Source organism: uncultured Phenylobacterium sp. (assembly GCF_902826855.1).
Classification (GTDB): domain Bacteria; phylum Pseudomonadota; class Alphaproteobacteria; order Caulobacterales; family Caulobacteraceae; genus Phenylobacterium.
In genome coordinates, this window is sequence record NZ_CADEGK010000150.1 from 1 (window position 1) to 11,475 (window position 11,475).

Here is an 11,475-nt window from a genome sequence, read left to right on the forward strand (position 1 = left end):
CACGGCCAGCCGGGCGAGCATCGCATCGGGATCGATGGGCAGCGGCTCGGACATCACGCCGCGACGGTAGAGAGCGGGTGCGTCAGAATCGGTCGCATCGACGCCTGCCAGTTCGATTTTTCCGATCGTCCGCCCGCGGCAGGGTTGGTCGAATGACGCTTGACGATTCTATAATTCTGGAATTATAGAATTGTTACGAAGACCCACCGGAGCCTGCCGATGAAGCGCCTGCACCTGCACGTGAGCGTGCCCGACCTCGCCCAGTCCATCCAGTTCTACGAGACCCTGTTCGGGGCGCCGCCGAGCGTGGTGAAGGACGACTACGCCAAGTGGATGCTGGACGATCCGAAGGTGAACCTGGCGATCTCCACGCACCGCACCCCGGGTCTCGACCATGTGGGCATCCAAGTGGATTCCGCCGCCGAACTCGGCGAGCTCTCCAGCCGGCTGAAGGCGGCGGGCGCGCAGACCTTCGACGAGACCAACACCACCTGCTGCTACGCCCAGTCGGACAAGAGCTGGGTCAGCGATCCGGCCGGGCTGCGCTGGGAGACCTTCTTCACGTTCGGGGAAGCGGTGACCTATGGCGAGAGCCAGGCGCTGGCGGCGCTGGAGGCGCAGGCCAAATCCACGGCGGCCTGCTGCGGCGCGCCGGCGGCTGCGCCCGAGCCGGCCGCGCAGAAGGCCATGGCCTGCGGGACCGGGAGCTGCTGATGGAGCCGACCTCGGCCGTCGCCGCCCTCTCCGCACTGGCCCACGAGGGGCGGCTGGCCATCTTCCGAATGCTGGTGCGCGCCGGGCCCGAAGGCATGGCCGCCGGTGAGATCGCGCGCGCAACCGGGGCGCTGGCCAACACCCTGTCGTCGAACCTCAGCATCCTGAGCGCCGCCGGGCTGGTGAGTTCGCGGCGCGATGGCCGCTCGATCATCTATGCGGCGGCCTATGCCCAGATGAGCGAGTTGCTGGCCTTCCTGGTCGAGGACTGCTGCTGCGGCCATCCGGAGATCTGCGCGCCGTTGTCGCTGGTCGCCAGCCAACCCTGCGGCGCCGAAGGGAGGGCCTGCTGATGGACCGTCCGCTCAACGTGCTTTTCCTGTGCACGGGCAATTCCGCCCGCTCGATCCTGGCCGAGGCGCTGCTGAACCGCCTGGGCGCCGGGCGCTTCCAGGCCTTCTCCGCCGGTTCGATGCCGAAGGGCGAGGTCAATCCGTACGCCTTGCCGTTGGTGCGCGCCCTCGGCTTCCGCGACAGCGACTTCCGGTCGAAGCCCTGGGACGAGTTCGCCGTCGCGGGCGCGCCGCCGCTCGATTTCGTCATCACCGTCTGCGACAACGCCGCCGGCGAGGTCTGCCCGATCTGGCCCGGCCAGCCGATCACGGCGCACTGGGGCATTCCCGATCCGGCGGCGGCCACGGGCAGCGAGGCCGAGATCGCGGTGGCCTTCCGCGAGGCGGCTCGCCAGCTGCGCAACCGCATCGAACTGCTGCTCGCGCTGCCGGCGGCGAAGCTGGACCGGCTGTCCCTGCAGGAGCGGGTGCGCGATATCGGCAAGACCGCCGACAGCCAACCGGCATGAGCGGGCCGAGCCGCCGCACGCCGCGCTTGCGCCCGCCGCATTCCTGACCTCGAAGCGCCGTTGGCCGCCGTTCCCGAGCCGTCCACCTGGGCCGTGATAATCCTGGGCCTCGCCCGGCAGCTTCACGGGCTACAATTCAGAGTGCGCCAAAGCACCAGGCGAGGATGGATTTCTGGGCGTGGATGCGGTTCTCCGCCTCATCCCAGGCCAGCGAACGGGGGCCGTCCAGCACCTCGCCGGTGACCTCCTCGCCACGGTGAGCGGGCAGGTCGTGCATGAAGACGGCGCCAGGCTTGGCGCGCGCCATCAGCGCCTCGTCCACCTGATAGGGGGCCAGCGCCGCCAGACGGTCGTCGCGGTCGGTGTCGCCCATGGAAACCCAGGTGTCGGTGATCACGCAGTCGGCGCCGTCCACCGCCTCATGCGGATCCTCGGTGACCAGGATGCGGCCCTGCAGGTCGGCGGCGCGCGCCAGGTCGGCGTCATTCGGAGGGTATTTCGCCGGGCTGGCGATCCGCAGTTCGAAGCCGAACAACGGGGCGGCGTGGATGAAGGTCGAGCAGACGTTGTTCCCGTCGCCGACCCAGGCGAGGGTCTTGCCCTCGACCGGCCCGCAACGTTCCTCGTAGGCCTGCAGGTCGGCGATGATCTGGCAGGGGTGGCTCTTGTCGGAGAGGCCGTTGATCACCGGCACGCTGGCGGCCCCGGCCAGGCGCTCCACGTCGGCGTGGCTGTTGGAGCGGAGCATGACCGCGTCGACCATGCGGGAGAGCACCCGGGCGGTGTCCTCGATGGTCTCGCCGCGGCCCAACTGCATGTCGGTGGCCGTGGAGATGATCACGTCGCCGCCCAACTGGCGCATGGCCGCGTCGAACGAGAAGCGCGTGCGGGTCGAGTTCTTCTCGAAGATCATCGCCAGCGTCCGGCCCTCGGCGGGACGGTCGGCGTCGGGCCGGCCCTTCGGCCAGCCCAGGCGGGCGGCCTTGCGGGCCTTGGCGTCCTCCAGGATCAGGCGAAGCTCGCGGGCCTCGAGCTTCCACAGGTCCAGGAAGTGCCGCGGGGCGGCGGCGTTCATGCGCCCACGGTATCCTTGGGGGCCTTCGCCTCAGCCTGCGCGGCCTGGCAGGCTCGCTCCATCTTCTCGATGGCCTCGCGCGCCTCCTCGAGGCTGAGGGTGAGCGGGGGGAGCAGGCGCACGCAGTTGTCGCCGCCGCCGGCCAGCAGCAGGTGCTGGTCGCGGGCGTGCTGCATGAACTCGCGATTGGGCGTGGCGAGCTTGACGCCGATCAGGAGGCCCTTGCCGCGGATGTCGAGGACGACGTCCGGGTAGCGGTCCTTGAGGCCGGCGATCTGCTGGTTCAGGTAGCCGGCGACCTCGCGGACGTGGGCCATCAACTCGGGCTTCACCAGTTCCTCGACGGAGGCCACGGCCACCGCCATGGCCAGCGGGTTGCCGCCGTAGGTGGAGCCGTGGGAGCCCGGGGTCATGCCGCGGGCCGCCTCGGCCGTGGCCAGGCACGCGCCCACCGGGAACCCGCCGCCCAGCGCCTTGGCGATCGCCATGATGTCCGGCGGGGCGTCGGCCCACTCGTAGGCGTAGAGCCTGCCCGTGCGTCCCAGGCCGCACTGGATCTCGTCATAGATCAGCAGGGTCCCGGTCTCGTCGCAGAGCTGGCGGATGGCCCGCAGATCGGCGTCGGGCCACGAGCGTGCGCCGCCCTCACCCTGCACGGGCTCCAGGATGATCGCCGCGGTGGTCGGGCCGACCAGCGCCTTCAGGGCGTCGAGGTCGCCGAACGGGGCGGTCACGAACCCGGGCATGGGGGGGCCGAAGCCCTCGAGGTAGCTGGCGTTGCCCGACGCGTTCACAGCCGCCAGCGTCCGGCCGTGGAACGAGCCGTCAAAGCCGATGATGTCGATCCGCTCGGGCTGGCCCTTGGCCCAGTGGTATTTGCGCGCGGTCTTGATGGCGCACTCGATGGCTTCCGTGCCCGAGTTGGTCATGAAGCAGACGTCGGCGAACGAATGGGCCGTCAGCATCCCGGCCAGCTTCTCCTGGTTCGGGATGCGGAAGATGTTCGACGTGTGCCAGAGCTTCTCGGCCTGCTCCTTGACCGCGGCCACCAGCTTGGGGTGCGAATGCCCCAGGGCCGTCACCGCGATCCCGGCCATGCAGTCGAGGTAGGCCTCGCCCTGCTCCGTGTAGAGATAGCTGCCCTCGCCTCGCTCGAACGCCAGCGGGGCGCGCGCATAGACGCCCATGATGTGGTCGCTGGGGACGGGCGGCGCGGACGTCTCGGCCACGGTCGGGGCCCTCCTGAAAGGAAACGTCCCCGCGGCGTTAGCGGCGGGGACCGGAAGGCTTGGCGTTTTCGTCGCGGAACGTGACGGAGTCAACCTTGGGGGCATTCCCTCCCGTCGGAGGGAGGGAATGCTCAGGTCTTGATCTTGTAGCCGGTGCGGAACATCCAGAGGCTCACCCAGCCCAGCGCCAGGGTCAGGCCGCCGCTGAGCGCGACCCCCACGCCCAGATGGCTCTCGGCCGTGCCGGTGAAGCCGTAGCGGAAGCCGTCGATCAGGTAGAAGAACGGGTTGAAGTGGCTGGCCGTGCGGAAGGGCTCCGGCAGAGCCTCCACCAGGTAGAAGGTCCCCGACAGGAAGGTCATCGGCATGATGACGAAGTTGGTGACGGCGGCCATGTGGTCGAACTTCTCGGCCCAGAGCCCGGCCATGATGCCGATGAAACCCATGATCAGCGCCGCGTTCAGGCCGAAGTAGACCACCGCCCAGGGTTGGGCCACCGGCAGGCGGGCGAAGGGCAGGATGGCGACCAGGGTGATGGCTCCCACGACGATGCCGCGGGTCGCCGCGCCGCCGCCGAAGCCGATGACGTGCTCGCCCGGGGTCAGCGGCGGGGTCATGAAATCGCCCATCAGACCGTTGAACTTGGCCTGGAGGAGCGATGACGACGAGTTCTGGAAAGCGTTGTTGAGGATCTGCATCATGATCAGACCGGGCGCCACGAACGTGCCGTAGGCGAGGCCGTGCACCTCGCGCCCGCCGCCGACGGCGACCACGAACACCAGCATGTAGAGCAGCGCCGTCACCACCGGCGCGGCCAGGGTCTGGAAGCCCACCTTGATGAAGCGCCGCACCTCGCGGAGGTAGAGCGTCTTCAGCCCCTCCCAGTTGATCCCGTCGTAGACGCGCGGCTGCGGTGGGAAGGCGGCTTCGGCGACAGGGAGGTCTCGCATGGCCGAGATGTGCTCTCCGGGCGCGTAGGGCGCAAGGGATCGCAGCCGCCGGCAGGCCCAGCCGTCCACAACCCAGACCCGAGTCAGATTGACGCAACATCTAGTTCCTGTGGAGAACCGCGATGGCGCCTATTGTGGCCGTTAGGCGTTTGTTTACTACTGATGGTGGTTGGTGAACGGCGAGTTAGCCATGCACCACAAGATGTAGATACCGGCTCGCTTGGGGGCGCGCCGGGGCCATCAGGGAGGCGAGATCATGGGCTGGACCGACGAGCGGGTCGAACTCCTGAAGAAGCTCTGGCAGGACGGTCTTTCCGCCAGCCAGATCGCCAAGCAATTGGGCGGGGTGACCCGCAACGCGGTCATCGGCAAGGTGCACCGGCTGGGGCTTTCGGGCCGCGCCACGCCGTCGAAGCCGCAGCGCACGGTGTTCAAGGCGCCGCGTCCGGCCCGCCCGGTCGCCGCCTCGCCGTCCGCGCCGCGACGGATCGCCGAGCCGCTGTCGGCCCACCCGGCCCCGGCGCCCGTTCGCTACGTGGACGAGACGCCGGGCACGGCCACGGTGCTGACCCTGGGCGCGCACATGTGCAAGTGGCCGATCGGCGACCCGGCCCTCGACACCTTCACCTTCTGCGGCCGCCGCTCCGAGGAGACCGGCCCCTACTGCCATGAACACGCCTCGGTCGCCTACCAGCCGGTCCAGACCAAGAAGAAGTCCGGCGCCGCAGAGCTCGCCAGGAGCCTGCGCCGCTACATCTGATCCGCCCCACCCCGGTCCACGGGGGGCGGCCGACTATCCGTTGGGGATGGGGGCGCGTCCGGAACCGAAGCTGTCGCAGCCTCCGGTCCCGGCCGCGCCCTTCTTTCTTTGCGCGGATGTGGGCGACGCCGCTAACTTGACCCGATGACCGACGCCGCGCCCCTGCTGGACGAGACCGGCAACGCCCGCCCGTACTCCGTCTCGGAGCTGGCGTTCGCGCTGAAGCGGACGCTGGAGGACGCCTATGGGTTCGTGCGGCTGCGGGGCGAACTCAGCAAGGTCACGCACCATTCCAACGGCCACGTCTACCTGACGCTGAAGGACGAGCGGGCGGCCATCGACGGGGTGGTCTGGAAGACCAGCGTGCGCGGGCTGTCGATCCGGCCCGAGCAGGGGCTGGAGGTGATCGTCACCGGCAAGATCACCGCCTATCCGCAAGGGTCGCGCTACCAGATCGTCATCGAGACGATGGAGGTGGCCGGGGTCGGCGCGCTGTTGGCGCAGCTGGAGCGGCTGAAGCGGAAGCTGGCCGCCGAGGGCCTGTTCGAGGCGTCGCGCAAGCAGCGGCTGCCGGAGATGCCGGCGGTGATCGGCGTGATCACCAGCCCGACCGGGGCGGTGATCCGCGACATACTGCACCGCATCCGAGACCGCTGGCCCTGCCGGGTGATCGTCTGGCCGGTGGTGGTGCAGGGCGAGGCGGCGGCCGCGCAGGTGAGCGCCGCCATCCGCGGCTTCTCAAGCCTGGACGGGACGGGGCGGGTCCCGCGGCCCGACATCCTGATCGTGGCCCGCGGCGGCGGCTCGGTGGAGGACCTGTGGCCGTTCAACGACGAGGGCCTGGCGCGCACGGTGGCCGCCTGCCCGATCCCGCTGATCAGCGCGGTGGGCCACGAGACCGACACCACTCTGATCGACTTCGTCTCCGACCGCCGCGCGCCGACGCCGACCGCCGCGGCGGAGATGGCGACGCCGGTGCTGGCCGAGCTGAAGGCGCTGGTCTCCGACCTGGGCGCACGGATGCACCGCTGCGGCGGGCGCGTGGTGGAGGAACGGCGCGGGCGGATCGAGCACGCGGACCGGGCGCTGAAGCGGGTTCCCGACCTGCTGCGACTGGCCGAGCAGCGCTTCGACATCGTCTCCGGCCAGCTGGGCGCCGGACTGGCGCAGAACGCGGCGGTGCACGAGCGCGAACTGGTGCGGGTGGGCTCGCGGCTGACGCCGCTCCTGCTGCAACGGCCGCAGGCGGTGCAGCGCCAGCGGCTGGACGCGGTGGTCGGTCGGCTGCAGCCGGGCATGGCGCGGCGGCTGGATCGGCTGGCCGAGCGGATGAGCGGCGTCGCCAAGCTCTACGTCGCCGTCGACCCGGACCGGCCGCTCTATCGCGGCTTTGCGAGGGTGAACCGGGCCGACGGATCGCTGGTGGTCAACGGCGGCCTCCTGGCCAGCGGCGAGGAGGTCAGCATCAAGTTCGGCGACCGGACGGTGCGCCAGGCGGTGATCGACGGCCAGGCCAGCGAGAGCCCGACCCTGGTGCGCCGCGCGCCGAAGAAGGCCAAGGCGCCGCCGCCGGGCCAGGGCGACCTGTTCTGAGGGCGCTCTGTTCCTGGAAAGGGGAGCGCGCTATATCGGCGGCCATGAACGCCCACGACCGCACCCTCGGCGACCTGGCCAAGCTGCACTACGGCGATGGGGAGTACGCGGTGCTGCGCCCTGGCCGCTATGTGCTTTGCGCGGTGAGCGGCCAGAAGATCCCGCTGGAGCAGCTGCGCTACTGGAGCGCGGAGTTGCAGGAGGCCTACGCCGGGCCGAGGGAAGCTCTCGAACGCTGGCAGGAGACGCACGGCTAGCGGCGATACACCTCGTTCGGCCACCGGCGGTGGACCCAGAACCACTCGGCCGGGCGGGCCAGCACCCGATCCTCGATGAAGGCGTTGATGCGGCGCACGCCGGCCTCGATGTCGGCGGTGCGGTCGCCGGTGTCGGCCAGGCGGATCGGCTCGTGGACGATCACCCTGAAGCGCGCCGCATCGGCGGTGCGCTCGACGCTCATCGGGACGATCGGGATCCCGAAACGCAGCGCGAAGGTGGATGGGCCGGGCGCGGTGTGGGCGATGACGCCGAAGAAGGGCGCGGCCACCCCGCCGTTGAACTTCTGGTCGTTGAGCAGGGCCACGGATTCCCCGCGCTCGATCGCCCGCATCAGCTCGCGGGCGCCCTCCAGCCCCTTGGGCGCGAACATTCGCACGCCGTATTTGAACCGGGTCGCCCGCACCCGGGCATCAACATAGGGGTTGTTCATGGCGCGATAGGTCACCTGGACCGGCACGCCCGCGCGCACGATCGCCGCAGCCATAAGTTCGAAGTTCGAGAAGTGACCCGATACGAACACCACCGGGCCGCCGCCAGCGGCGATCGCGCTCAGCAGGGGTTCCCCGACGATCTCCAGGCGATCTGAGTCGGATACAATACGGTCGACGATCGCAAATTCGGCTAAGGATCGCCCCAATTCCGCCCACTGCGCACGAAGGAGTGACTTAATTTCGGCGCCGTTGGCCTTGGGAAACACGATCTGCAGGTTGCGCTCCGCGACCCGGTGCGCACTGGTGAGCGGACCTATGCCTCGAAAGAGCCAGGCGCCGAAATCGGAGACAGCATCGATGGGAAACAGCCGCGCGAGCGCACAAACCAGATCAAATGAGGCAGCTTCCAGCATCCAAATCGGAACCGACACGTATGAATGTTTAGATGCGGCCATCAGCCTTCCTACGGGAGGGCGCCATGGTTCGGCAATGGAGGCGGGTGGCGTGGGATTTGCGGTGTCTCAACCACGGAGTCCCGGACCGGGACGAAGGGAAATCATGGTCGGGGATTCCATGGACGAGATCGACATCCATCTTGGCCGGCGTCTGCGGCGGCGCCGTCGACTGCTAGGCCTCACCCAGCAGGAACTCGCGCATGCCTGCGGCGTGCGCTTCCAGCAGATCCAGAAATATGAGTGCGCCGCCAACCGCATGTCCGCCGCGCGGCTGTGGCAATTGGCCGAGGTGCTCGAAGTGCCGGTCAGCTACTTCTACGAGGGCCTGACCCGCGACCAGCGCGCGAGCCTGGAGCGCGAGACCGCCCAGTCCACCAGCGAGACCATGGCCAGCAAGGAAACCCAGGACCTGATCCACGCCTACTACCAGCTCGGCGAACGGCCGCGCCGGCGGCTGCTGGACCTGGCCAAGGCGATGAACGGCGAGGTCGAGGCCTAATCTTTGTCTTAAGTCACGGCCCCAGGCGGGGTAATGCGGTCGCATGGCCGCTTTCCGATCCCCGCTTCTGGAAGAGCTTGACGCCTTCCTGGTCGAGCTCAACCACGCCGCCGCCGGGGCCATCCTGCCCCTCTTTCGCGGCAATCACGGACTGACCAACAAATTCGAGGTGGGGTTCGACCCCGTCACCGAAGCGGACAAGGGCGCGGAACGCGCCATCCGCGCGCGCATCGCCGAGCGCTATCCGAACCACGGCGTCATCGGCGAGGAGTACGGCGAGGACCGGCCGGACGCCGACTGGGTCTGGGTGCTGGATCCGGTCGATGGGACGCGGGCGTTCATCGCCGGGCTGCCGCTGTGGACCACCCTGATCGGCCTGCGCCACGAGGGTCGGCCCGTGCTGGGCTCCATCGGCCAGTCGTTCCTGGGCGAGATCTACATCGGCCACGCCGGCGGCTCGCGGCTGATCCACCCAGGCGGCGAGCGGCCGCTGAAGGTGCGGCCGTGCCCGAAACTGACCAGCGCCATCATCGCCACCACCGATCCCGAGGGTTGCTTCTCCGGCGCCGAGCTGGGCGCCTGGACGCAGGTGCGGGCGGCCGCTCGGCTGGCGCGGCTGGGCTGCGACGCCTACGCCTACGCAATGGTGGCCGCCGGCACGTTGGACCTTGTGGTCGAGGCGGGCCTCAAGAGCTGGGACATCGACGCAGCGATCCCGGTAATCGAAGGCGCCGGCGGGATCACGACCGATTGGCGGGGCGAGCCCGTGGGGCAATTCGGCGGCCAGGTCGCTATCGCCGGCGACCGCGCCTGCCTGGACGAAGCGCTGGTCGCGCTGAAGCGGGCGGCGGCCTGACGGCTAGTCAGGTCTTGGCCGACGCGGGCTTGCCGGCGGGCTTCTTCGCCGCAGACGGCTTGGCCGCGGCAGCCGGTTTCTTCGTGGCCGCGGGCTTGGCTGCGGCTGGCGCCTTCGCGGTGGCCGGCTTGACCGCAGGCTTCTTGGCCGCCGGTTTGGCGACGGCCTTAGGAGCGGGCTTGGCGGCGGCAGGCTTCGGCGCGGCCGCAGGCTTCGGCGCGGCCGCAGGCTTGCTCGCCTTGGGCTTTGCAGCCGCCTTCGGCGCGGTGGCCTTTGGCGCGGCGGCTTTCGACGCGACTTTCGACGGCGCGGGCTTCTGAGCCGCCGGCTTGGCGGCCGCCGTCTTCGGCGCGGCCTTGGCGGCGGGCGGCTTGGGCGGAGCGACTGGCTTGGACGCCGCCGCCGGCTTCGGCGCGGCGGCCGTCGCCGCAGCAGGCTTCGCCACAGCAGGCTTCTTCGCGGCGGGCTTCCTGGCCGCCTTGACCGCGGGCTTCACGGCGGCGGCCGGGGTCGGGGTCGGAGCCGGGGTGGGCTTCGGGGCGGCGGCCGCGGGGGCCGGGACGGAGGCGGCGGGCGCGGGCTCGGCGGAGGGCGGCGGAGCAGGTTTGGGCGCGCCGGCGGGCTTCGGAGCGGCTTTCCCCGTCAAGGTGTCGAACACTCGCAGGAAGAAGTTACGCATGTCGTCCGTCTCCATCAGGATTTCGTGGCGGGCGCCTGGCACCGTGATCAGGCGGCCCTGGGGAAGGTTGCGCGCAGCCGCAGCTTGGGCCGCGTTGTCGACGATCTCGTCCTCGCCGGCGGAGAGGATGTCCACCGGAACGGTCACGGCGCGCAGCCGCTCGGGATGCGACAGGTAGGCGGTAGCCTTCAGGGCGAAATCGATCCAACCCCAGGTGGGGCCGCCTGTGGCGAGATCCGGGTTCGCCTGAAGCTGCGCGCGAAAGCGGGCGAACCGGCGTTCGTCATGGGTGAGCTTGTTGCCTTCGAAGGTCTCGTCGAAGGGCGATCCCGCCTGGCCGAGCATGTAGCGGCCAGCGCGCCCGAAGGTCAGGCTGAGACGCGAGAGGGCGACGGCGGAGAGCTGCGTGTACCGGCCGAGCGCGAGGCCGAGCATCGGCGCCGACAGCACGGCCCCGGCAAAACGCTTCTCGCCGCTGACCAGGGCCAGCAGGGTCAGGCAGCCGCCCATCGAGTGGCCAACTGCGATCCACGGCCGGGGCAGCCGCTCCTCGTAGGCGTTGAGGAGCCGGCGGTAGTCCTCGAGGTAGGCCTTGTAGCCGCGGGCGTGGCCTTTCAGCCGGTCGGGCAGTTCGCGCGCCGACAGCCCCTGGCCCCGCCAGTCATGAGCCAGCACCACGAAGCCGCGATCCATGAAGTCGCGGATGGTCTCGAAGTACTTCTCGATCGGCTCTGTGCGCCCGCCCGAGAGCACCACCGATCCCCGCGCCGGCCCGCGCCCCGGCGGGGTGAACAGGGCGGCGCGCAGCTTCACGCCGCCGACGCCGGCGTACCAACTGGCCTCAGCGCCCGGCGGGACGGGGTCTTCCGGAATGTCGATGAGGGGCGCGGGCTCGAACATGGCGGCGCTCACGCGGCGCCTTCGAACAGCGCCTGGATTTCGCCCTGCAGGCTCATGGCCAGGGCCATGTCGGAGAGCTTCATCCGACCGGTCATCATCGCGGTCATCGGATCGAGCTCGCCCTTCCCCAGCTTCACAAGGTCGGCGCGGCTGATGCGCACGACTAGGTCGGCCGGCAGGCCGTCGTTGGTGA

General features: G+C 69.8%; 14 protein-coding genes. 8 read left to right on the forward strand and 6 right to left on the reverse strand.

The features are described from left to right. Window positions 1-219 precede the first annotated feature (219 nt). The 3 genes from QZV94_RS17890 to QZV94_RS17900 are packed head-to-tail and all read left to right on the forward strand — an operon-like array spanning window position 220 to window position 1,576. On the forward strand, window positions 220-714 hold the full coding sequence (locus QZV94_RS17890) for an ArsI/CadI family heavy metal resistance metalloenzyme (protein ID WP_293679770.1): 495 nt from the start codon (window positions 220-222) through the stop codon (window positions 712-714). Then, window positions 714-1,067: a helix-turn-helix transcriptional regulator gene (locus QZV94_RS17895; protein WP_293679773.1), complete on the forward strand. Its 354-nt coding sequence runs from the start codon at window positions 714-716 to the stop codon at window positions 1,065-1,067. Before QZV94_RS17890 ends, QZV94_RS17895 begins: the two co-directional genes overlap by 1 nt. Then, the gene (locus QZV94_RS17900; RefSeq protein WP_293679804.1) at window positions 1,061-1,576 is read left to right on the forward strand and encodes an arsenate reductase ArsC; all 516 of its coding nucleotides are present in this window, start codon (window positions 1,061-1,063) and stop codon (window positions 1,574-1,576) included. Before QZV94_RS17895 ends, QZV94_RS17900 begins: the two co-directional genes overlap by 7 nt. Window positions 1,577-1,712: 136 nt before the next feature. Here the strand turns inward: QZV94_RS17900 and argF are convergent, their stop codons facing one another. The 3 genes from argF to QZV94_RS17915 form a co-directional block, all read right to left on the reverse strand. Beyond that, window positions 1,713-2,651, reverse strand: coding sequence for an ornithine carbamoyltransferase (gene argF / locus QZV94_RS17905; protein ID WP_293679775.1), 939 nt, complete (start codon window positions 2,649-2,651; stop codon window positions 1,713-1,715). After that, window positions 2,648-3,838 (reverse strand): aspartate aminotransferase family protein, encoded by a 1,191-nt coding sequence (locus tag QZV94_RS17910; RefSeq protein ID WP_293679807.1) that lies wholly within the window; start codon window positions 3,836-3,838, stop codon window positions 2,648-2,650. Before QZV94_RS17910 ends, argF begins: the two co-directional genes overlap by 4 nt. A gap of 173 nt (window positions 3,839-4,011) precedes the next feature. Beyond that, window positions 4,012-4,830 carry an ABC transporter permease gene (locus QZV94_RS17915; RefSeq protein ID WP_293679777.1) on the reverse strand — a complete coding sequence of 273 codons (819 nt, stop codon included), beginning with the start codon at window positions 4,828-4,830 and terminating at the stop codon, window positions 4,012-4,014. A 256-nt stretch (window positions 4,831-5,086) separates the two neighbouring features. Between QZV94_RS17915 and QZV94_RS17920 the strand changes: the two genes are divergently transcribed. The 3 genes from QZV94_RS17920 to QZV94_RS17930 all read left to right on the forward strand — a co-directional run bounded on the left by QZV94_RS17920 (window position 5,087) and on the right by QZV94_RS17930 (window position 7,440). Further along, the gene (locus QZV94_RS17920; protein WP_293679779.1) at window positions 5,087-5,590 is read left to right on the forward strand and encodes a GcrA family cell cycle regulator; all 504 of its coding nucleotides are present in this window, start codon (window positions 5,087-5,089) and stop codon (window positions 5,588-5,590) included. Window positions 5,591-5,734: 144 nt separating this feature from the next. Further along, window positions 5,735-7,183 carry an exodeoxyribonuclease VII large subunit gene (xseA, locus tag QZV94_RS17925; protein ID WP_293679781.1) on the forward strand — a complete coding sequence of 483 codons (1,449 nt, stop codon included), beginning with the start codon at window positions 5,735-5,737 and terminating at the stop codon, window positions 7,181-7,183. A 44-nt stretch (window positions 7,184-7,227) separates the two neighbouring features. Beyond that, on the forward strand, window positions 7,228-7,440 hold the full coding sequence (locus QZV94_RS17930) for a DUF2093 domain-containing protein (RefSeq protein ID WP_293679783.1): 213 nt from the start codon (window positions 7,228-7,230) through the stop codon (window positions 7,438-7,440). Here QZV94_RS17930 and QZV94_RS17935 read toward each other — a convergent pair. Beyond that, the gene (locus tag QZV94_RS17935) at window positions 7,437-8,348 is read right to left on the reverse strand and encodes a lysophospholipid acyltransferase family protein (protein ID WP_293679787.1); all 912 of its coding nucleotides are present in this window, start codon (window positions 8,346-8,348) and stop codon (window positions 7,437-7,439) included. The genes QZV94_RS17930 and QZV94_RS17935 overlap by 4 nt on opposite strands. A gap of 103 nt (window positions 8,349-8,451) precedes the next feature. Here QZV94_RS17935 and QZV94_RS17940 point away from each other — a divergent pair, with 103 nt between their 5' ends. Both QZV94_RS17940 and hisN read left to right on the forward strand, forming a co-directional pair. Further along, window positions 8,452-8,847 carry a helix-turn-helix domain-containing protein gene (locus tag QZV94_RS17940; protein ID WP_293679790.1) on the forward strand — a complete coding sequence of 132 codons (396 nt, stop codon included), beginning with the start codon at window positions 8,452-8,454 and terminating at the stop codon, window positions 8,845-8,847. A 43-nt stretch (window positions 8,848-8,890) separates the two neighbouring features. Then, on the forward strand, window positions 8,891-9,703 hold the full coding sequence (hisN, locus tag QZV94_RS17945) for a histidinol-phosphatase (protein WP_293679793.1): 813 nt from the start codon (window positions 8,891-8,893) through the stop codon (window positions 9,701-9,703). A gap of 7 nt (window positions 9,704-9,710) precedes the next feature. On the opposite strand, the gene QZV94_RS17950 is transcribed toward hisN, so the two are convergent. Both QZV94_RS17950 and QZV94_RS17955 read right to left on the reverse strand, forming a co-directional pair. Further along, window positions 9,711-11,294 (reverse strand): alpha/beta fold hydrolase, encoded by a 1,584-nt coding sequence (locus tag QZV94_RS17950; RefSeq protein ID WP_293679797.1) that lies wholly within the window; start codon window positions 11,292-11,294, stop codon window positions 9,711-9,713. Continuing rightward, on the reverse strand, window positions 11,291-11,475 hold a 185-nt coding region (locus QZV94_RS17955; RefSeq protein WP_293679801.1), incomplete at its 5' end, for an SCP2 sterol-binding domain-containing protein. The genes QZV94_RS17950 and QZV94_RS17955, both read right to left, overlap by 4 nt.